This window comes from Kitasatospora sp. HPM-01-4 (assembly GCF_051374625.1).
GTDB lineage: Bacteria > Actinomycetota > Actinomycetes > Streptomycetales > Streptomycetaceae > Kitasatospora.
On the sequence record NZ_JBPQGP010000005.1, the window covers coordinates 3,232,905 to 3,253,111 of the forward strand.

The window sequence follows — 20,207 nt, forward strand, 5'->3', positions numbered from 1 at the left end:
CGCGGCCGTGGGTGCCCCGAGCTCTTTCGTGGCGCCCACGACCACCTACGGCCGGAGGACGGGCGGGAGCCGGACTCAGCCGGTGTATCCGCCGAGGGCCCGGGTGAAGTCCAGCGGTTGCTGGACGATGCTGCTGCAGCTCGCGTCGGCGTACGGCTGCGCGCCGCCCGGGCACGCCTTGTCACGGGTACCGGACCACATCGAGAGCCAGGCCAGGTGCTTGGTCGTGGCGAAGTCGGCGAGCTGCCTGGCGTCGGCGACCGTGAACACCTCGGTGGAGACGTCGTTGACGCCGATCATCGGGGTGACCGCGACCTTCGCCCAGGCGGCGCCGTCGTCCAGGCCGAGCACGCTCTTGACCTGCGCCTGGGTGGCGGTGGCTGCGGCGATCGCGTACTTGCCCATCTGCCCGTTCGGGTTGGGGGCGACGCCGTCGCCGTAGTCCATCGCCATGATGTCGACGGCACTGATCGCGACCCCGCTGCGCTTCGCGTCGGCCACCAGGTCGATGCCGTCCTGGGTCAGGCCGCTGGGCAGCACGGGCAGTGTGAAGGAGACGTCCAGGGTGCGGCCCTTGGCGGCGGCGTTCCGCTGCAGCTGGGCGATGGCCTGCGCGCGGCGCGTGTTGGCGGCGGTGTCGGCGAGCGCGCCGCCCTCGATGTCGAAGTCCAGCTTGGTGAGCCCGTACGCGTCCACGGCCCGCTGGTACGCGGCGGCCAGCTCGGCCGACGAGGAGCAGACGGTGGCGAGCTCGCTGCCGTTGGCGCCGCCGAAGGAGACCCGGACGTCGCCGCCGATCCCGCGCAGCGCGCCGATCTGCGCGGCCACGGCGTCGGCCGACAGGTCGCTGACCCCGCCCCACTTGGGGGTGCAGCCGCCGCCGGAGACCAGGAAGGCGAGGTTGAAGTTCTTCACCCCACTCGCCTTGGCGGTGGCGACCAGGTCGTAGGGCGGGTAGAGCGAGGTGTCCACGTACGGGGCGAAGCGGGCACCGCTCACCGGTATCGGGTGTGTCGGGGTCGGCGTCGGGTGTGTCGGGGTCGGCGTTGGGTGTGTCGGGGTCGGTTTCGCGGTGGTCGGAGTGGCGCTCGGGATCGGAGTGGCGCTCGGGGTCGGGGTGGTGGAGGTCGGGCGGCCGGAGGGCACCGGGGTCGGACCAGTGCCCGCGGTGCACGAGGTGTTGTTGATCAGACAGCCGGTCGGCTCGGCCTGCGCCGCGCCGGAGCCCTGGACGACGAATCCCACCTCGACCGTCGTGCCGGGGTCGATCCGCCTGTTCCACGACTGCGGCTTCACGGTGATGTGCTGCCCGGAGGCGGTGAAGGTGGCGTTCCAGAGCGAGTCGATCTTCGCCCCGGACGGCAGGTCGAAGCTGAGCGTCCAGTCCTCGATCGCCTTGCCACCCGGGTTGGTCACCAGGTACCCGCCGGTGTAGCCGCTTTCCCAGGTGCTGCTCCTGCTGTAGACGGCGCCGACCGAAGCCGCGCTCGCGGAGGAGGCGAACGCTGTGGCACCGCCCACGACGACCACGGCGGCGAGCGCCGCCGCCCCGATCACCCTTCCCTTCCGACTCCGCCGGTGACTGCCTGAACTCAGGCTCCGCTGCGACGCCATATCCCGTGTACCTCCCTGGAACGACCGGTCGCCGGGGCTCCCCGGCCCCGGCCCCGCCGACGCTAGCGGCGCTCGCACACCCGACCGGCTGATATCAGCCATCCCAGAGCCTCCGTTAGGGCGCGCTTGAGGAACCGGGCGGCCACCGGGGCCGAAGGTCCGTCAGGAGCGGCCGCGGCGGCGGCGGACGGCCCGTGGCGGACCGCCGTCCGGGTGGGTGCGCAGGCGCAGGCACAGTTCGGCGCCGCCGAGCACGGCCGAGCGGCCCAGGGCGAGGTCGCCGCCGGTGCCCTCGGCGAGCTTGCGGACGATGTCGAGCCCGAGGCCGGTGGAGCCCTCGCCGCCCTGGCCCCCGCCCCGGCGGAGGGCGGCGACCGGGTCGGCGAATCCCGGTCCGGCGTCCCCGACCAGGACGAGGACAGCGGCTTCGGTCGCCAGGACGTCCACCGCGAAGGCGGTGCCGACCGCGGTGTGCCGGAACACGTTGCCGAGCAGCGCGTCCACGGCGGCGGCGAGGTCGCCGCGCTGGACGGGTACGGGCGCCGCCCCCTCGGCCCCGGCCAGCTGCCAGCTGCGGCCTTCGTCCTCGGCGAGCGCGGACCAGAAGCCGACCCGCTCCCGGATCACCTCGGCGGCGTCGCAGCCGACCGCGACCGCGGGTACGTCGTCGGGCGCGCGCCGCGCCGAGCGGATGATCTGGTCGACCTCGCGTTCCAGTTGGGCCACCGCGTGCCGGGTGGCGTCGGCGGCGTCGCCCTCGCCGAGCCCGGCGGCGTTGAGGCGGAGCACGGTGAGCGGGGTGCGCAGCCGGTGCGAGAGGTCGGCGGCGAGTTCGCGTTCGGCGGCGAGCAGGTGGACGACCCGGTCGGCCATGGCGTTGAAGGCGTTGGCGGCGTCGCGCAGCTCCCGGGGGGTGCCGTCGGCTCGGTCGCCCTCGACGGGGACGCGCACCGCGAGGTTTCCGCCGCCCAGGGAACGGGCCGCGGCGGCGAGCCGGCGGGCGGAGGCGACGATCCGGGCGCCCATCCGGTCGGCGACCAGGACGGAGATCGCGACCAGGGCGAGGGCGACCAGGGAGAGCACCAGCCAGGCGGTGCCGACGCCCCGGGTGAGGTCGCCGTCGGCGACGTACACCTCGACCACCGCGATCCGGCCGCCCTCCACCGCGACGGCCTGGAGCAGCGCGAAGCCCCCGGTGACCCGGACGGTGTAGGAGCGGGCCGGGGCGCTGTCCGAGTCCCGGCCCGGAGGGTCGGCCCGGCCGGCGGCGGTGGAGACGGCGGGGGCGCCGGCCCGCGCGGTGCCGACCACGGCGTCCGCGCCGTCCGCGGTGGGCAGGTGGACCGCCACCCGCTCGCGGGCTCCGGCGTCGGTGCTGGCAAGGGCGCGGGCGATGGCGTCCTGGTCGGTGGTGATGGCCAGCGCGGGGGCGAGTGCGGCGGCCTGGCGCTCGGCGGAGGTGAACGCCCGGTCCCTGGCGGTCTGCTGGACCATCAGGCCGAGCGGGATCAGGAAGGCGAGGGCGACCATGGTGGTCCCGGCGACGGCCGCCTTGATCAGTGCCCAGCGAAGCGAGTGCCCGCCGCGCGTGTCCCGGTCGCCGCCGTCCGGTGTCACGTGGGTTCCCCTGACGGTGCCTCGAGCCGGACGCCGACGCCGCGCACGGTGTGCAGGTAGCGCGGCTTGGACGCGGTCTCGCCGAGTTTGCGGCGCAGCCAGGAGAGGTGGACGTCGATGGTCTGGTCGCCGCCGTACGTCTGGCGCCAGACCTCGGCCAGGATCTCCTTGCGCGGGACCACCACGCCGGGCCTGGCGGCCAGGAAGGCGAGCAGGTCGAACTCGCGGCGGGTGAGGTCGAGCGGGCGCCCGTCGAGTACGGCCTCGCGGCGCTGGACGTCCACGGTCAGCCCGCCGACCCTCAGGATCTGCGCCACCAGCGCGCGGCCGCCGCCGAACCGGCGCAGCACGGCGGACATCCGGGCCGTCAGGTGCTCGACGGAGAACGGTTTGACGAGGTAGTCGTCGGCACCGTCGTTGAGCAGCCGGACGATCTCGGCCTCGTCGTCGCGAGCGGTGGAGATGATCACGGGTACGTCGGTGAGCCCGCGGATCATCTTCAGCGCCTCGCCGCCGTCCAGGTCCGGCAGGCCGAGGTCGAGGATGACCAGGTCGCAGCCGACCTGGGCGACCTCGCGGAGTGCCTCCAGCGCGGTGCCGACACTGCGGACGGCGTGGCCGGAGTCGGCCAGGTGCCGGATGAGGGCGGAGCGTACGAAGGGGTCGTCCTCGACCACGAGCACTGTTGCCATGGCCCTGCACGGTACGCCATTCGGGTGCGGTGGCCGCCACCTCGCCGTCAGGGCAAGGCATTTGGGCCGGTTCGCTCCCGATTTCGAGGGGTACCGGGCGGTGGGCGGCGGGATGCGGCAGGATGTGCTCGCGATGCGGAACGGACTGGTACAACTCACCGCCTGGCTGGCGGCCACATCGGCGGCGGTGGCGCTGTCCTGGCTCGGTGTGCACGCCGTCCTGGCGGACGCCGCCTTCGAACAGCCGCGGGCGGTGGCGCTGCCCTCGCCGAGCGGACAGAGCGCTGACGCACCGTCGGGCCCGCCGGCGGCCACGGCCGGGGCCGCCTCGCCCGGCCCTTCCGTCCCCGCCGCCCCGCCCGCCCCGCCCGCGCCGTCCGCGTCGACCGCCACGTCGGCATCCGCGGCCGCGGTCTCGTCCGCGGCCGTGTCCTCGTCGACGGCCTCGTCCACGTCCCAGGCTCCGCCGTCCTCCTCCGGTCCGGGTGCGGCTCGCGGCGCGCGGACGGCGGACGCCTCGGTGCGCAGCTACCTGGTGCCGGGCGGGCGGGTGGCGCTGGACATGGAGCCGGACCGGGCGGACCTGGTCTCGGCGGCCCCGGAGCCGGGCTGGCAGATGCAGGTCTGGCGCCAGGACGGCTGGCTGCGGGTGGACTTCTCCCAGGGCGACAAGGTCAACTCGGTGTTCGTCACCTGGAACGGGCACCCGCCGGACGTCCAGACCGTGGTGCGCTGACCCCTCGGCGCGCCGTCAGCCGTGGCCCCGGCCGCGCAGCGGCAGGACCTCGGCGGGCGGCGGCACGTAGCCGGGCAGGAACAGGCCCGCGTAACCGGTGCGTTCGACCAGGATGTGCCGGGCGGGCCCGTCGGTACCGATGACGGCGAGCACCACCGTGCCGTAGCGGTCGCTGAGTTCGTACGGCTCGGTGACGGGGGTGGCGCCGCGGTCGACGGCGTAGTCGTACACCCCGTAGGCGTCGGGCACCTCGATGACCAGGTCGAGGATGGTGTCGCCGTGGGCGGCGACGTGGTCGGCGATGCGGTGGCCGTGGTCGGTGAGCGGCTGGACGGCGGCGGTGACCACGAGGCGGGCGGCGCCGGACTCCAGGACGTAGGAGGCGGTCTCCGGGTTTCCGGTCTCGGGCCCCGAGTAGGCGGTGCACCGCATGGCCAGTGCCAGGCAGTAGTGGTGGGCGGTCCTGCGGGCGTCGCCGACGGCGAGGACGACGGCGTCGGTCCGCTGGGCCGGGACGAAGATGTCGGTCAAGAGCGCCTCCCGGTCCACTGGCCGTCCGCCGTCCCGTGGCGCGGTGTGGGGCCCGCGCCACGGAGTCGTGGAGGGAGCGTGGCGCCCATCACACCGATATGCAACTGTTCCGATTCCTCCTGGTCAAGCTGCCCGGCGGGGCCGGAAAATGGCAGTCCCAGCTGGACAGATTGCCCATCGGACGGAGCCTGCCGTGCACTCCTCCCACGACGCCATCGACGCGCTCGACGGAAAGCTGATCAGACTGCTCAACGAGGAGCCCCGGATCGGGGTGCTGGAGTGCTCGCGCCGCCTGCAGGTGGCCAGGGGGACCGTCCAGGCGCGGCTCGACCGGCTGCAGGCGCGCGGGGTGATCGGCGGTTTCGGCCCGCAGGTCGACCCCGCGGCGCTGGGCTATCCGGTGACGGCCTTCGCCACACTGGAGATCTCGCAGGGCCAGGGGGTCGACGTCCGGGCGCACCTGGCCTCGGTGCCCGAGGTGCTGGAGCTGCACACCATCACCGGGCAGGGGGACATGCTGGTCCGGATCGTGGCGCGTTCCAACGGCGACCTGCAGCGGGTGATCGACCGGGTGGTCGGCTTCGAGGGGATCGTCCGGGCGTCCACCGCGATCGCCCTGGAGAACCCGGTGCCGTACCGGATCCTGCCGCTGGTCGAACAGGCCGCCGGGGAGTAGCCGGGCCCCGGGCGGCTCGCCTTCCCAGACCTCCGCCCGCGCCTCAGAGCGTGCCTCAGCAGCTGGGCACCGCGCCGCCGGTCTTCAGCGCCTTCAGGGCGTCCACCGCGCCGGACAGCGTCTTGACCGGGACCAGCCTCAGGCCGGAGGGGGTGTTCACCTTGGCGTCCGAGCACTCGGCCGTCGGCAGCAGGAACACCGTGGCGCCGTCCCGGGCCGCGGCCTGGGTCTTCAGCGGCACACCGCCGACCGCGCCGACGTTGCCCTGGTCGTCGATGGTCCCGGTGCCCGAGACCACCTTGCCGCCGGACAGGTCGCCGCCGTGGCCGTCACCGGCCAGCTTGTCGATGATCCCGAGCGCGAGCAGCTGGCCGGCGCTCGGGCCGCCGATGTCGCCGAGGTCCACCTTGACCTTGACCTTCTCCGGCGACAGGTGGAGGTAGCCCAGGGCGGCGAGGGTCGCGCTGTCCTGGGACTCCGCCATCTGCTGCAGGGTCGCCTGGTTGGCCTTGACCGGGTTCTGCTGCGGGTAGACCGCCTCGGACGGCAGCACCGCCTCCTTGGGGTTCAGCCAGGAACTGAGTGCCTCCCGGAGGCTGATCCGCTCGCCCGCGCCGGTCGCCGTGATGGTCACCATCCGCAGCTGGCCCTCGGTGGCACGGATGGGCGCTCCGGTGATGCTCAGCACCGGCCGGTCCTGGAACGTGCCGAGCACGTCCGCGGTGGTGCCGGGCACGGTCACGGTGAACGGCAGCGGCGCGAAGGCGGCCGTCCCCACCAGCGCGCCGACCAGCACGCCGCAGAGAGTAAGAGCGCGGGTCTTCGGGGCGGTCAGCGCCGCACGCGGCTTCACATCAGGCACACAGGCATCCAAACACACCCGTCCCCCTTCCCGCAGACGGGTGAGCCCCCGGGATGGGGGAACCGCGCGTTCCGGAAGGCTCCGGGGCCGCCCGTGCCCGCGACGGCCGCGGTGCGCCTCCCCGTCGGGGCCCTGCCGGTGCGACCGGCCGGGCTTCGCGGACCGTCTTCCGCCCGGCGCGGTTCCCGGTGCCGCCGCCCGCTCGGCCGGCCGCACCGGCGGGGCGGCTCCGCTGCGGGCGGGCGGCTCAGCGCAGGGCGTCCGCGACCTCCGTCGCCGCCTCCACCACCCGGGGGCCGACCCGTTCGGGCACCGGTCCGCTGAGCATCACCACGCCGACGCTGCCCTCGATCCCGCTCAGTCCCAGCAGTGCGGCGGCCGCCCCGCTCGCACCGGACTGCTCGTCCGCCCGGGTGACGACGAATCCCTGCTCGGGCCGGCGCTGCCCCGGGAAGGTACGCGCCTCCAGGATCGCCCGCCCGGCCGCGCTCTCGGTCAGCGGGTGCCGCAGGCCGGTCCGGTACGCGACGTGGAAGTCCGTCCAGCTGGGTTCGACCACCGCGACGGCCAGTGCCTCGCTGCCGTCCACCAGGGTGAGGTGGGCGGTGGCTCCCAGGTCCTCGGCCAGGCTGCGCAGCGCGGGCAGGGCGGCCTCGCGCAGCAGCGGGTGGACCCGGTGGGCGAGCCTGAGCACGCCGAGGCCGACCCTGGCCCGCCCGCCGATGTCCCGGCGGACCAGGCCGTGCTGTTCCAGGGTGGCCAGCAGCCGGTAGACCACGGTCCGGTTGACCGCGAGCCGGACGGCCAGCTCGGTGACGGTCAGCCCGCGTTCGGAGTCGGCCAGGAGTTTGAGGACCCTTACGCCGCGGTCCAGTGTCTGGGAGGTCTCGGTGGTCACGCGCACATTCCTTTCTGCGCCGGTGACCGGCGGCACCCGGCGGGACCGGAGCGCCGGACGGAGCGCCGGGAGGGACGGTGGAGGTGCTGCGCGCAGGAGTGTGTCCGCGCTTGAGCGGCGCGCCGGCGTCATCGACGAGCGCGCGACCGTGCCGCGCCCGCCTTCGGTGGGTGGACCGTTGAGCGAGCGTTGGGCAGAACGTAATGAAGGCGAACCTGCCAGGAAAGGGTTTGTCCAAAATCCGGGAGATTTTCTGGGCGGACCGGACCCCGAGCCGGGACACACCCGGGCATTTCCCATGCCGTAATCGCTCGGGAGTTCGACGCCCTCTCCGTACTCCGGACGCGCCCCGGGGCCCTCAGCCGACCCGCAGCAGCCCCTCCCGCAGCGCCACCGCGACCGCGGCGCCCCGGCTCTCGACCCCCAACTTGGCGTAGATGTTGGTGAGATGGCTCTTCGCGGTGGCCTCGCTGATGAACAGCCGGGCCGAGATCTGCCGGTTGGAGAGCCCTTCCACCAGCAGCCGCAGCACCTCGCTCTCCCGCCGGGAGAGCACCGGGACCGCACCGCGCATCCGCCGCAGCAGCCGTCCGACCGTCGCCGGTCCGAGTACCGACTCGCCGCGGGCCGCCGAGCGGACCGCGGACACCAGCGCCTCGGCCCCGGCCTCCTTGCCGATGACGCCCGTCGCACCGGCGTCCAGCGCCGTGAGCACCTCCTGGGTGGCGCTGTACGCGCTGAAGACCAGGACGGCCGGCGCGTCCTTGAGCCCGGCCAGCCGCTGGACCAGGTCCACGCCCTGCAGCGGCCCCGCGCCCAGGTTGAGGTCGAGCAGCACCACGTCGGGGGCGTCCTCGGCGGGCGCGTCCGCCAGCAGGCGCAGCGCCTGGTCGACCCCGTCGGCCTCGCCGACCACCCGCAGGTCGGGCTGGTCCTCCAGCATCACCCGGACCCCGAGCCGCAGCGCCGGGTGGTCGTCGACCACCAGCACGCGGACGACCTCTCCGGTCACCAGTCCGACTCCCGTCCAGGCGCCGCCGCGCCGCGCTGCTCAGCTCGAAGGGGTGTGATCACGCGAACCGCCTCGTCGGTGCCCCAGTATGCCAGCGGAAGTCGATCACCTGGCGGAAGGCCGGCGCCGCTGCCGGAGCGGGCGGAACCGGCGCTCCCGGCCGCTGCCGCGCCCCGGCCGGTCGCGGAACTCCACCGCCACCGTGGTGCCGCCGCCCGGCACCGAGTCCAGGGTCAGCCGCCCGCCGAGCCGCCCGATCCGCTCCTCGATCCCGGCGAGTCCCAGGCCCGCCCCCGGCGGCCGGCCCGCGGGTGGCAGCCCGGCGCCGTCGTCCCGCACCACCAACCGCACCCGGTCGGGCAGATGGCGGAGCTCGACGGTGACGGTGTCCGCCCGGGCGTGCCGGACCGCGTTGCCGACCGCCTCCTGGACCAGTCGCAGGGCCGCGCTCTCGGCCACCAGGCCGAGCCGCCGGGCGGTGCCGGTGATCCGCAGCTCCAGCTCGGGGGCGTGCATGCCCAGGGTGCAGGGTGGCCGCTCCCGGCCCGGTTCCAGCAGTCCGCGCATGCTCTCCAGGTTGCGCCGGCACAGCGCCACGTACCGGGTCAGCGCCGGGACGAGTCCGCCGGTGCCCAGCTGGGCCAGGGCCACCCCGCAGGTCAGGTCCTGCGCCTGACCGAGGGTCAGCAGCGCGGTGTCGTGCACCGCCGCCAGCCGCTCCCTGGCCCGTTCGAGTCCGGGCTCCCCAGGCGGCAGCGCCTGGTCGGCGGCGCGGACCAGCAGGGTGATCGCGGCGAGTCCCTGGACGACGGTGTCGTGGGTGTCCTGGGCGATCCGCTCGCGCTCGGCCAGCCTGCCCTGCTCACGGGCGAGTTCGATCGGGTCGGCCCTCGGCCCGGCGGCCCGGCCTCGGTACAGCCGCCGGCCGGCGGCCAGGACGGCGGCACCGGCCAGTCCGGGCAGCAGCACTCCCGCCAGTCGCCGCACCAGGCCCCCATACCATCGACCACCACCGATGACCACCGCCGTTTTGACGGTTTCCGCCAACCGCAATTGGCGATTTCCATCCCCGACGGTCGACGGATGCGGCTGTCCGACCAAGGAGGGAGTCTGGTCGCAGGGCCGCGCCGAACAAACCGGTCGGCCGGGAAACATCCGACGACGAGGGACGATATGCGTTTTCGCGAGCAACCGGAAGAGCTCTCACCGTTGGGGCCCCCGGCCCGGCGGCACCTGCACACCCTGCTCGCGATGGACCTGGAGAGCCCGCTCGGCCCCCGCTTCCCGCTCCAGGTGGCGTTCGACTACCACACGGGCGATCCGGTGGCCGTCCACCTCACCTTCCCGGTGCCCGGCGACACCCCGGTGACCTGGGCCGTCTCCCGCGAACTGCTGCTGGCCGGGCTCAGCGCGCCGAGCGGCACCGGCGATGTGCACGTCCGACCGGCACGCGGCGGACTGGTGGAGCTCCACCTGCACTCGGCCGCCGGATCGGCGATTCTGCTGACCGAGACGGACGCGCTGCACGCCGCACTGCTGTGCACCGCCCAACTGGTGCCGTTCGGCGCCGAGTTCAGCGAGGACCGGCTGAACCGGGGACTGGAGCTGCTGCTCCGGTCCCCGGCTGGCGAAGGCTGAACGCCCTTGGCGCCCCGGCTACTTGGCCCACTCCCGGATCTTGGCGATCCGGGCCTTGAGCTGGTTGGCGGTGGCCTGCGCGGTGAGCGGGCCGCCGCACTGGCGGCGCAGCTCGTTGTGGATGGTGCCGTGCGGCTGGCTGGTGCGGTGGTGCCAGGCGGCGACCAGCGTGTTCAGCTCCTTGCGCAGCTCGCGCAACTCCTGGTGGGTCACCACCGGGCGTTCCTCGGCGGGGAGTTCGAGCAGGTCGGCCTCCTCGGCGGGCCTGGCCTTGCTGCGCTGGATCTGCCGGTGCTGGCGCTTCTGCAGCAGCATGTGCACCTGGTCGGGCTCCAGCAGGCCGGGGATGCCGAGGTAGTCCTCCTCCTCCTCGCTGCCCGGGTGCGCCTGCATGCCGAATTCCATGGCGTTGTAGAGCACCCGGTCGAAGACCGCGTCCGAGCCCAGCGCCTCATAGCTGAACTCCTCGCCGCCGGCCGTGTCCGGGCCGTCCTTGGCCTGGTTGGCCTCGGCGAGCAGGCGGTCCTCCTCGTCGAAGAGGCCCTCGCCCTCCTTCTTGGGCCGGTCGAGCACGTGGTCGCGCTGGAGCTCCATCTCGTTGGCGAAGCCCAGCAGCATCGGGATGGTCGGCAGGAAGACCGAGGCGGTCTCGCCTCGCTTGCGGGCACGCACGAAACGGCCGACGGCCTGCGCGAAGAACAGCGGGGTGGAGATCGAGGTGGCGTACACCCCGACGCAGAGCCGGGGCACGTCGACGCCCTCGGACACCATCCGGACCGCGACCATCCAGCGGGAGTCGCCCGCGGAGTAGTCGGAGATCCGCTTGGAGGCCTCGGCCTCGTCGGAGAGGACCAGGGTCACCTTCTCGCCGGTGATCTCCCGCAGCATCTTGGCGTAGGCGCGGGCCACGTTCTGGTCGGTGGCGATCACCAGGCCGCCGGCGTCCGGGATCGCCTTGCGCACCTCGGTGAGCCGGCGGTCGGCCGCCTGCAGCACGGCGGGGATCCACTCGCCCTGCGGGGAGAGCGCGGTGCGCCAGGCCTGGGCGATCAGGTCCTTGGTCATCGGCTCGCCGAGCCGGGCCTCCAGCTCGTCACCGGACTTGGTGCGCCAGCGCATGTTGCCGCTGTAGGAGAGGAAGATCACCGGGCGGACGACGTGGTCGGCGAGCGCGTGCCCGTAGCCGTAGGTGTAGTCGGCGACAGACTTGCGGATGCCGTCACCGCCCGCCTCGTACTGGACGAACGGGATCGGGTTGGTGTCCGAGCGGAACGGCGTACCGGTCAGCGCGAGACGGCGGGTGGCGGGCTCGAAGGCCTCGGAGCAGGCCTCGCCCCAGGACTTTGAGTCACCGGCGTGGTGGATCTCGTCCATGATCACGAGGGTCTTGCGGGCCTCGGTCCGGTTGCGGTGCAGCATCGGGTTGACCCCGACGCCCGCGTAGGTGACGACGATGCCGTCGTACTCCTTGGACAGCGGACCCGAGGAGTAGGCCGGGTCCAGCTTGATGCCGATCCGGGCGGCGGCCTCGGCCCACTGCTTCTTCAGGTGTTCGGTCGGGGCGACGACGGTGACCTGCTGCACCAGGTGGTTGTGCAGCAGGTACGACGCCAGGGTGAGCGCGAAGGTGGTCTTGCCTGCGCCCGGGGTCGCGACGGCCAGGAAGTCGCGGGGCTGCTTCTCGATGTACTTGTCCAGCGCTCCCTGCTGCCAGGCCCGGAGCTTGCCGGCGGTGCCCCAGGGGGCACGGCCGGGGAAGGCCGGGGACAGGTGGGGCGAGGGAGCTGCGGCTGCCCGGACGGGAGCGTGCGGTTCGGCGTCCGAGAACAGCGGGGCCATGGCTGAAGCGGCGGCAGTACTCACGGTCTCCGAAGGGGGATCGTTGCAGGTCAGGGCCGTAATCGCGGCCCCGCCCCGCAGTTGGTCGGCGAGCGGACAACCCGCCCAGCCTACCGGTACTCCCCACCCTCCGAGCCGCGGCGCGAACCCCTCGCACCCCGCGCGCGACCCCCTCCGCGGACCCCCTCGGCCACCCCGGCGGCACCACCCGCCGACCTGGCCAAACCGGCCCGGCTCACCTCTTGCGCCCCACCCGAAACGGGGCGGGACACGGCGGCGGACGAACACCCGCGCGTGACACGGATCACGCCAATCCGAGGCCACCCGGCGGCCGCCGTCCCCCCGGCCACACCCCGGCCGGACTCCCCCGGCGCACCCCCCGGCACCGATGCGGCGCATCCGCCGCCCGGGGCGCCCCACGCAGCCCCGGGCGGCGTCGGCTCCCGGCGTGAGCGGCCACCGCCGGGGCCGGCCCGGACCCTACTGGTCCAGACCAATGACCATTGTGCGCGAAGCGAACCCGCAGGTCACCCCGCCGTTCGGCGGATTCGCCCCACGGACGGGGTCAGGACGAGAGCCTCCGCATCAGCCGCACCCCCTGCGCGGGCGTCAGATGCGGCAGGTACGCCTTGCCGATCGCCCGGGTGATGCTGGCCAGCGCCGCCGGGTCGGGATAGGCCATGTACATCGGCCGGTACTCGGGCTGGAACTTGGCCTTGAAGGCGAGCAGCGAGCGGAAGCCGTACACCGGTTCGAGCACCCCGCCCATCCAGTCGAGCATCCGCTGCAGCGCGGTGGGCTGCTCCCCCCGGTCGGCGCGGGCCAGCGGGGCGCCGGAGAGGCTGACGAAGCGGGCGCCCTCCTCCTTGAAGCCGAGCGCGGCGGAGGCGATCAGGAACTCCATCACGCCCCGGAAGGACCGATGGGCGGCCGGCTCCCGGGCCTCGGTGCGGCGGCGCATGAAGTCCAGCGTCCAGCCGACCGGTTCGCCGTTCTCGTAGACCGGCATCCAGCTGGTGAGCCCGTGCACGGTGCGGTCGCCGTCCACCGCGATCAGCAGCCGCACCTCCGGGTCGGCCAGCTCCGCCAGTCCGCCGAGGGTGAAGCCCATCTCGGGCAGGCCCTTGTCGGAGGCCCACTCCTCGGAGATCGACCGTATCTGGTCGGTGAGGGCGAGCGGCAGGTCCCGGTAGCGCCACCACTCGGCGGTGACGCCCTGCTTGGCCGCCTTGTTGAGCGAGGTGCGGACGTCCTGCCACTTCTTGCCGGTGAAGGCCAGGCCGGGCAGCGGGATCACGGTGTCCTCGGCGACCTGGAGCGAGCGCCAGCCCAGTTCCTCGGCCGCGGCGGCGGTGTCGGGGGTGACGCTGTAGAAGCAGGGCGTCCAGCCCCGGGTGTCGCAGTACCTGGCGAACCCGGCCACCGCCCGGCGCCGGGCCTCCGGTTCGCCGAACGGGTCACCGGTGGTGAGCGCCACCGTCGCGATCACCCGGTACGGGACGGCCGCCGTGCCGTCCCGGTCGAACCAGTAGTGGTTGCCCTCCCAGGTGGCTATGTAGGAGAGCGTGGAGCCGCCGTACCGGGTGAGCAGCTCCCGGGCGCGGGCCGCGTCCCCGTCGTCCACGGGCACCACCGGGCGGCGGAAGGCCAGCAGCAGCGAGGTGAGCGCGACGGTCCAGAACAGCAGCCCGCAGTAGATCTCCAGCGTCTGCGCCGCCCCGCCGGCCGCGATCGGCGAGCCGGGCAGCAGGTCGCTGTACGAGGGCGGCAGCAGCTCGGCGAGCAGACCCGCGCCCAGCTTCCCCAGGGTGGCGGTCGGCTCGTACTGCCTCCTGACCAGCCAGCCGATCCCGACGTACGCGCCGCCGCTGAGCAGCAGTGCCCCGCCGATCACCCCGGCCAGCCTGCGCAGGTCCCGGCGCGACAGCCGCTGGTCGAAGCGCCGGCGGGTGGCCAGCAGCAGCGCCAGCATCAGGACGGGCAGCAGCACCGCCTCGCCGATCAGCTCGTACAGGTACGCCACGCCGTCGGTGACCGCGTAGTAGCCGTAGTTGAGGACCAGCAGCCGGCCCAGCACCCCGATCCAGAGCAGCTCGGTCACCGCGGTGATCCACCAGGCCGCCCGCAGCCCCCGGCGCAGCCCCTCGGCGAGCACCATCAGCAGGACCGGGACCAGGGCGGCCATCAGCCGGCCCGGGGAGCCGAAGAAGCGCTGCATCGAGTGCGCGCGGGCGCACTCCGCGGCGGTCTCCTGGCAGGCGGCGACCACGTCCCGGGCCGTGGTGGCGTGCGAGAAGTACAGGTCGCCGAGGGTGTTGAACGGGCCGATGGCGTCGGAGTAGAGCGAGGCGACCAGCGGACCGAGCGCGGTGGCGGCCAGGCAGAGCGCGACCAGCACCCGGGTCTCGGTGCGCGAGACCCGCTGCGGCCGGGCGGGCAGCCGGCGGTGCATCAGCGCGCCCAGGCCGAGGCCCACCAGCACCCCGGCCATCCGCTGCACGCTCTGCAGGTTCCCGACGTAGAGCATCATCACCAGCGGGACCAGCAGCAGCACCAGCCGCAGCCGGCGGCGCCAGAGCACGGTGAGCCGGTGCGCGAGCACGGCGGCGACGGCGACCAGACCGGTCATCGGTCCGATCGCCAACTGGTCCTGGATGTCCAGGGTCCAGCCGATGTCGGCGCTCATGCCCAGGCGGACCGCACCGGTGCCCAGCAGCGCGCCGCCCACCTGTCCGGCCAGCAGCACGGCGGCGGTCAGCGGGGTGCCGAGCCGCTGCTCGGTGGCGGGGCCGATCACCAGCAGGATCAAGGTGGTCGCCACGTACGCGCCGATGCCCGAGCACCACAGCAGCGAGGCGGGCAGCGCCCACCAGTGGGCGTCCGTCAGACTGGCGAGGCCCACCCCGACATGGCCGAGCAGCCGCTCCGAGGGGCCTCTGCCGATGCTGCCGGTGGCCCAGCCGACGGCCCACAGGGCGACCAGCAGCGTGGTGGTGAGCGGCGCGGCGCGCATCCGGGCGACGGCCGCGCCGAGCACCCGCGCCCCGCGCCGCCCGCCCGGCTCGGCCTCGGGCGTCCTGGTGACGGGTTCCACGGCGGCCGCGCTCACCGGATCAGTCCCAGCTGCCGGGAGAGCCAAGGGAGGTTCTGGTCCAGCCCGCCCTGGAAGGCCTTCCAGTCGTGGCCGCCGGGCACGGCGGTGAAGGTGGCCTTCATCCCGGCCTCGACGGCGGCGGCGTAGACCCGGCGCTGCTGCGGCCCGTACTTCCGGTCGGCCTCGCCGACCACGAAGGCGCCGGCGGTCTCGGGGAACCTCCTGCTGGCCATCAGGTGCATCGGGTCGACCGCCTCGAACGCGGCCTCGTCGCCGCCGAAGGTCGCCTTGACGGTCTTGCCGTGACTGCCCAGCGTCGGCTCCTGCTGGCCGGAGATGTCCAGGAAGGCGCCGTAGACCTGGGGTGCGTTGACGGCGAGCTGCAGCGAGCAGGTGCCGCCGAGGGACATCCCGCCGATCGCGAGGGAGCCGCGGCCGGTGGCGGTCTGCAGATGGGTGCGGATCCAGTCGGGGACGTCCTCGGCGAGGTAGGTCTGCGACTTGGCGATCCTGGAGTCCATGCACAGCGGGTTGCCCCAGGCCGAGCCGATCTGGTCGACGACCAGCACGATCGGTGCCAGCCCGTCGTGCCGGCCGGCGAAGGAGTCCAGCAGTTCGGCGAGCCGGCCGGAGTTGACCCAGTCGGAGGGTGTGCCGGGCTGACCGGCCATCAGCACCAGGACGGGCAGCAGGGGGCGCGGTGCGGCCTGGTAGGCGGGCGGCAGGTACACGAACGCGTCGCGGGCCTTGAACCCGGACTTCGCCCCGGGGATCGGCGCGCTGGAGACGGTGCCCTTGACGGGCAGGTCGGCGGGGCGGTGCCAGACCTCGGCGAGCGCCTCGCCGGGCGGGGCGGCGAGGGTGTCGGACACCGGGGCGGCGGCCAGCGGATGGGCCCGGCCGAACCAGGAGTCCAGCAGCACCCGGGTGCTCGGGTACTGCTCGAAGAAGCCGTTGACCTGGTCGGAGGACATCAGCAGCACCAGTACCGTGGCGAGCACCACGCCCAGCCGCACGCGCCGGCGTCCGGGCGCCGGCGGGAGCAGCCGCGCCACGGCGAGGACCAGGGCGAGGATGCCGACCCCGATCCAGGCGGTCACCTGGAGCGGCAGCTCCTCCGGGAAGGGCTGCCACCAGTCGTCCACGACGATCTGCAGCAGCGCGGTGAGCGCGGCCGCCAGCACCACGGAGCACGGGAGGCGGCGGCTCCACCAGTGCCGCCCGCCCGGCACCGCGAGGCCCATCAGGGCCACGACGCCGAGCGCCATGACGGCGAACAGGACCGCGCCATGGGTCAGCGGCCAGTCGAGCGGGTTCGGCGCCGCCAGCGGCCGGCTGCTCATCATGCTCCTTGCATGGTCGAGTCGGCTGATACTGGATCAGCCGACGTGCGATCGGATGACGCTCGGGTGATGCGACCGGCGGCCGCTGCCGGTCGACTAGGACAGGCTACGGACCAGGTGCGCGAACACAACGACATTTGCGTCGTACCCGTTGGACGAGGTGAAACCGCCGCCGCAGGTGATCAGTCTCAGCTGCGAGTCCCGGGCCGGACCGTAGACCTTCTCGTCCGGGAAGTCGTCCTTGGGGTACACCTCGGCGGCGTCCACGACGAAGAAGCCGGTGCCCCCGTCCGCGCCCGTGATCTCCACCTGGTCCCCCTTGCGCAGGGTGCCGAGGCGGTAGAAGACGGCGGGCCCCTCGTGGGTGTCGACGTGGCCGGCCACGATCGCCGTTCCGCGCTGGCCCGGGGTGACACCGTCGCGGTACCAGCCCGTCAGGTCGCGCCGGCTGTCCGGGGGAGCCTGCAGGCGCCCGGCGGAGTCCAGGCCGAGGCCGGTGACGGGCGCGTCCACCTGGATCGACGGGATCCGGATCCTGGTCGGGACGGCCCGGGGGCGGGGCGGGACCAGCAGCGCGGGCGAGGTGACACCGCCGAGGCCCTGGGAGATACCGGGCAGCGGGGGGAGGTGCAGAGCACCGCCGCCGTGGATCATCCAGGCACCGAGTACCAGCGCGGCACCCGTCACCAGCGTCCCCGGCCAGGGGCTTCTACCCGCCTGCGCGCCCACTCCCCGCTCCTTCGTCGATCCGCCGGTCCAAGTCAAACGCCCGCGTCGGCGCGGGACATCCGCAACGGGTCGGAATCCGGGCCCGCCGTTCGGCTGGGTCCGGGTCGATGAGCGCAGGTCAGCAAGCCGATCAGGAGCCGGCCGGGTCGTTGGGAACGCCCTGCGCCGAGCGGGCGAGCGACTCCCGCCCCTCGCCCGCCGAACGGCGCAGCCGGGGCCGGGTCAGGAACCCCTCGGCCAGGGCGTTGGCCAGCGCGATCGCGGGCAGCTCGGAGGACTTCTCGTACAGCAGGAAACGCGGCTCCCAGACCGGCTGGTACCTGGCGTTCGCACGGTAGGGCGACTCCAGCTGCCACCAGCGGGAGAGGAAGCGCAGCACGGTGCGGGAGAGCCGCAGCACCGGTCCCGCACCGATCCGGGCGCCGTACTCGAAGACGTACCGGAACACCGCGAAGTTCAGCGAGACCCGGGTGACGGGCAGCTCGCCCGCCGCGGCGCGGGTCAGCAGCTCGGCGACCATGAACTCCACCAGCCCGTCGTCGGCCTCCCGGTCACGGCGCATCAGGTCCAGCGAGAGGCCGTGCGCACCCCAGGGCACGAAGCTGAGCAGGGCGTTGGTGCGGTCGTGCTCGTCCCGGCACTCGATCAGCAGGCAGTCGCCGTCGGCCGGGTCGGCGAGGCGGCCGAGCGCCATCGAGAAGCCGCGCTCGCTCCGGCCGTGCCGCCAGGCGTCGGCGAGCCGGGCGAGGGCCGTGAGCTCCTCGGGCGGGATGTCCCGGTGGCGGCGGATCACCGCCCGGTAGCCGGCTTCGGCCACCCGCTGACGGGCCTGTCTGAGCGGGCCCATGGAGTTCCCGGCCAGGGTGAAGCCCGCCGTCTCGACCACCGCCTCGTCGCCGAACTCCAGCGCCCGCAGGCCCGCCTCCCGCCGGTAGACGATTCCCGCCCGCTCGCCCGCGCCGGTCACCGCGGGCACCCAGGCGTGGTCGCGGACCTCCTCGCGCCATCGCGCGATCGCCTGCGGCCAGGCCTCCGGATCGCCGACCGGGTCGCCGGAGGCCAGCGCGACGCCGTTGACCACCCGGTAGAGCACGGCCGCCTTGCCCGAGGGCGACCAGCAGACCGACTTGTCCCGGCGCAGCGCGAAGTACCCGAGCGAGTCCCGGGCACCGTGCCGCTCCAGCAGGACCCGCAGCCGCCGCTCGTCCTCGGGCTCCAGGTGCACCCGGCTGCGCGGGGAGCGGAAGAAGACCCGGACGGTGAGCAGCAGCAGCGCCGCGCCGAGGACGTTGACGGTCAGCGCGACCCAGCCGGGCACGTCCAGGTCGGAGTACTCGACGACCCCGGAGAGGGTGACCAGCCGGAACAGGACGTAGACCGCGCTGTCGCGCCAGCCGGGCGCGGCCCCGGCGTAGCCGAGCCGGACCAGCGCGGCGCCGATCGCGGTGACGGCGGCCCCGCCGGCCAGCAGGACGCCGAGCCCGAGCACCAGGTTGCCCCGCTCACCGCGCACCCGGCAGGCCGGGCGTCCGAGCAGCAGGGCGGCCAGCACGGCGGTGGTGAGGGCGGCCGAGCCCCAGTTGAAGGGGTGCGAGCGGTCCTCGGGTGCGACGGCCAGGGCGAGCGCGATCAGCGCCGTGTACCCGGCGACCACGGTGGTGGCGACGATCCAGGCGGCCCGCTTGCGGCGGCGCAGCATCAGCGCGAGCAGCCCGGCGAACAGGGCGGCGGTGAACCCGGCGGTCATCAGCACCGGGGTGAAGAACTCGCCGGTGTCGGCCCGGTGCACCCGGTTGCGGAACGGCGCGATCAGCCCGGTCACCAGGTTGAGCAGGGCCGCGATCCGCAGGTACCACTCGGCGAAGGCGACGCAGCGCCCGCGCCAGGCGGGCACCGGCCCCGGCGCGGGCGGGGCGGCGGGCTCCGGGACGTACGGGGCGGCGGGTTCCGGTGCGGCGACCGGTTCCGGCTGCCGGCCGGTGACCACGTCGGGCGCGCCGGCCAGCACGTTGTAGAAGGAGAGCTTGACCCCCTCCAGGCGCTGGTGGATCCGGGCGTCGCGGCGCTCGGCGCGCGCCATCCGCTTGGGCCGCGAGCGGTAGCGCCAGCGGGCCCACGGGCTGCGCGGCCTGGCCAGCCGCACGGCCCCGACCAGAGCCAGCGGCCAGACCATCACCCCGAGCAGACCGGTGAAGATCTTGCCCTTGAACAGGCTGACCACCACCAGCAGCAGCACCAGCGCGGCCAGCGCCAGCTGTCCGGCGGTCAGGTGCCCGGAGAACCCGCCCAGCGGCAGCGCCCCGAACAGCAGCAGCCCGATCATCGCCACCGCGATGATCACCGCGTCCACCGACTTGCGGCCCTGCTCGCTCCAGTAGACGTCCTCCAGGTGCAGCACCAGGGCGAACTCGTCCAGGACCAGCCCGCAGCCGATCCCGAAACCGGTCGCCATCACCTCGCGCGGCACCCCGCCCTCGCCCCGGATGGTGAAGGCGCCGACCCCGCAGACCAGCATCAGCGCCTGGCCGAACACCACATGGTGGATGTGCAGCCCGCCCGGGGTGACGTTGCCCGGCCACCAGCTGGTGCCGCGCCGGATCATCCGGACGCTGAAGCGGATGAACAGGAACGAGCCGATCAGCCCGAGCAGCAGCAGGAAGAGCGGCTGACGACCGGCCTCGACGATCCGTTCCCGGTAAGCGTCGAGTACCGACTGCCACATGACGGGCGCACCTCCGGGCCGTAGTGGACACGGGCCGCCGCGCTCGGGCGGCCCGCGGTTTCAGGGGCCACCGATCCTATGGGCCGCCGTACCCCGGCCCGTCAGGCCGCCCCGCACCACCGCGGCGGCCGGCTGCTGCTCCGGGCGGGTGAGCCGACGGCGGCGCAGCCGTTGATCACCCTGCGCTGCGCCCCGCCTTACCGA

Annotated in this window: 16 protein-coding genes; 3 read left to right on the forward strand and 13 right to left on the reverse strand. The window is 73.9% G+C overall.

Annotated elements, in window-relative coordinates; genetic code table 11:
- Positions 1-75 precede the first annotated feature (75 nt).
- The 3 genes from ACSMTC_RS13735 to ACSMTC_RS13745 form a co-directional block, all read right to left on the reverse strand.
- Positions 76-1,614, reverse strand: coding sequence for a cellulose binding domain-containing protein (locus ACSMTC_RS13735; RefSeq protein ID WP_436559973.1), 1,539 nt, complete (start codon positions 1,612-1,614; stop codon positions 76-78).
- A 162-nt stretch (positions 1,615-1,776) separates the two neighbouring features.
- Complete coding sequence (locus ACSMTC_RS13740) at positions 1,777-3,144, reverse strand: sensor histidine kinase (RefSeq protein WP_436564676.1); 1,368 nt, start codon at positions 3,142-3,144, stop codon at positions 1,777-1,779.
- Between the two features lie 83 nt (positions 3,145-3,227).
- A complete protein-coding gene (locus ACSMTC_RS13745; protein ID WP_436559974.1) occupies positions 3,228-3,923 on the reverse strand; it encodes a response regulator transcription factor in 696 nt (231 codons plus the stop codon).
- Between the two features lie 133 nt (positions 3,924-4,056).
- Here ACSMTC_RS13745 and ACSMTC_RS13750 point away from each other — a divergent pair, with 133 nt between their 5' ends.
- The gene (locus ACSMTC_RS13750) at positions 4,057-4,659 is read left to right on the forward strand and encodes a hypothetical protein (RefSeq protein WP_436559975.1); all 603 of its coding nucleotides are present in this window, start codon (positions 4,057-4,059) and stop codon (positions 4,657-4,659) included.
- Between the two features lie 15 nt (positions 4,660-4,674).
- Here ACSMTC_RS13750 and ACSMTC_RS13755 read toward each other — a convergent pair whose 3' ends face one another.
- Positions 4,675-5,190: a VOC family protein gene (locus ACSMTC_RS13755; RefSeq protein ID WP_436559976.1), complete on the reverse strand. Its 516-nt coding sequence runs from the start codon at positions 5,188-5,190 to the stop codon at positions 4,675-4,677.
- A 193-nt stretch (positions 5,191-5,383) separates the two neighbouring features.
- Between ACSMTC_RS13755 and ACSMTC_RS13760 the strand changes: the two genes are divergently transcribed.
- Positions 5,384-5,866 carry an Lrp/AsnC family transcriptional regulator gene (locus tag ACSMTC_RS13760; protein ID WP_436559977.1) on the forward strand — a complete coding sequence of 161 codons (483 nt, stop codon included), beginning with the start codon at positions 5,384-5,386 and terminating at the stop codon, positions 5,864-5,866.
- 55 nt (positions 5,867-5,921) lie between these two features.
- On the opposite strand, the gene ACSMTC_RS13765 is transcribed toward ACSMTC_RS13760, so the two are convergent.
- The 4 genes from ACSMTC_RS13765 to ACSMTC_RS13780 form a co-directional block, all read right to left on the reverse strand.
- Positions 5,922-6,728 carry a hypothetical protein gene (locus ACSMTC_RS13765; RefSeq protein WP_436559978.1) on the reverse strand — a complete coding sequence of 269 codons (807 nt, stop codon included), beginning with the start codon at positions 6,726-6,728 and terminating at the stop codon, positions 5,922-5,924.
- Between the two features lie 247 nt (positions 6,729-6,975).
- A complete protein-coding gene (locus tag ACSMTC_RS13770; RefSeq protein ID WP_436559979.1) occupies positions 6,976-7,626 on the reverse strand; it encodes an IclR family transcriptional regulator in 651 nt (216 codons plus the stop codon).
- A 358-nt stretch (positions 7,627-7,984) separates the two neighbouring features.
- Positions 7,985-8,638, reverse strand: coding sequence for a response regulator (locus ACSMTC_RS13775; RefSeq protein WP_436559980.1), 654 nt, complete (start codon positions 8,636-8,638; stop codon positions 7,985-7,987).
- 105 nt (positions 8,639-8,743) lie between these two features.
- Complete coding sequence (locus tag ACSMTC_RS13780) at positions 8,744-9,625, reverse strand: sensor histidine kinase (protein WP_436559981.1); 882 nt, start codon at positions 9,623-9,625, stop codon at positions 8,744-8,746.
- Between the two features lie 186 nt (positions 9,626-9,811).
- On the opposite strand from ACSMTC_RS13780, the gene ACSMTC_RS13785 reads away from it, so the two are divergent.
- Positions 9,812-10,276, forward strand: coding sequence for an SsgA family sporulation/cell division regulator (locus ACSMTC_RS13785; protein WP_436559982.1), 465 nt, complete (start codon positions 9,812-9,814; stop codon positions 10,274-10,276).
- Between the two features lie 18 nt (positions 10,277-10,294).
- Here the strand turns inward: ACSMTC_RS13785 and ACSMTC_RS13790 are convergent, their stop codons facing one another.
- The 5 genes from ACSMTC_RS13790 to ACSMTC_RS13810 all read right to left on the reverse strand — a co-directional run bounded on the left by ACSMTC_RS13790 (position 10,295) and on the right by ACSMTC_RS13810 (position 20,003).
- Positions 10,295-12,115, reverse strand: a complete 1,821-nt coding sequence (locus ACSMTC_RS13790; RefSeq protein ID WP_436559983.1) for a DEAD/DEAH box helicase — start codon at positions 12,113-12,115, stop codon at positions 10,295-10,297.
- A gap of 565 nt (positions 12,116-12,680) precedes the next feature.
- Complete coding sequence (locus ACSMTC_RS13795) at positions 12,681-15,224, reverse strand: bifunctional lysylphosphatidylglycerol flippase/synthetase MprF (RefSeq protein WP_436559984.1); 2,544 nt, start codon at positions 15,222-15,224, stop codon at positions 12,681-12,683.
- Positions 15,221-16,552: an alpha/beta hydrolase gene (locus ACSMTC_RS13800; RefSeq protein ID WP_436559985.1), complete on the reverse strand. Its 1,332-nt coding sequence runs from the start codon at positions 16,550-16,552 to the stop codon at positions 15,221-15,223. The genes ACSMTC_RS13795 and ACSMTC_RS13800 overlap by 4 nt, the downstream gene beginning before the upstream one ends.
- 96 nt (positions 16,553-16,648) lie before the next feature.
- Positions 16,649-17,206: a class F sortase gene (locus ACSMTC_RS13805; RefSeq protein ID WP_436564677.1), complete on the reverse strand. Its 558-nt coding sequence runs from the start codon at positions 17,204-17,206 to the stop codon at positions 16,649-16,651.
- Between the two features lie 205 nt (positions 17,207-17,411).
- Positions 17,412-20,003 (reverse strand): phosphatidylglycerol lysyltransferase domain-containing protein, encoded by a 2,592-nt coding sequence (locus ACSMTC_RS13810; RefSeq protein WP_436559986.1) that lies wholly within the window; start codon positions 20,001-20,003, stop codon positions 17,412-17,414.
- Positions 20,004-20,207: the final 204 nt, after the last annotated feature.

Coding starts and splice junctions, on each gene's coding strand:
- ACSMTC_RS13735 (WP_436559973.1), bottom strand. CDS start 1,614: ATGGCGTCGCAGCGGAGCCTGAGTTCAGGCAGTCACCGGCGGAGTCGG.
- ACSMTC_RS13740 (WP_436564676.1), bottom strand. CDS start 3,144: ATGGTCGCCCTCGCCTTCCTGATCCCGCTCGGCCTGATGGTCCAGCAG.
- ACSMTC_RS13745 (WP_436559974.1), bottom strand. CDS start 3,923: ATGGCAACAGTGCTCGTGGTCGAGGACGACCCCTTCGTACGCTCCGCC.
- ACSMTC_RS13750 (WP_436559975.1), top strand. CDS start 4,057: ATGCGGAACGGACTGGTACAACTCACCGCCTGGCTGGCGGCCACATCG.
- ACSMTC_RS13785 (WP_436559982.1), top strand. CDS start 9,812: ATGCGTTTTCGCGAGCAACCGGAAGAGCTCTCACCGTTGGGGCCCCCG.
- ACSMTC_RS13790 (WP_436559983.1), bottom strand. CDS start 12,115: ATGGCCCCGCTGTTCTCGGACGCCGAACCGCACGCTCCCGTCCGGGCA.
- ACSMTC_RS13800 (WP_436559985.1), bottom strand. CDS start 16,552: ATGAGCAGCCGGCCGCTGGCGGCGCCGAACCCGCTCGACTGGCCGCTG.
- ACSMTC_RS13805 (WP_436564677.1), bottom strand. CDS start 17,206: ATGATCCACGGCGGCGGTGCTCTGCACCTCCCCCCGCTGCCCGGTATC.
- ACSMTC_RS13810 (WP_436559986.1), bottom strand. CDS start 20,003: ATGTGGCAGTCGGTACTCGACGCTTACCGGGAACGGATCGTCGAGGCC.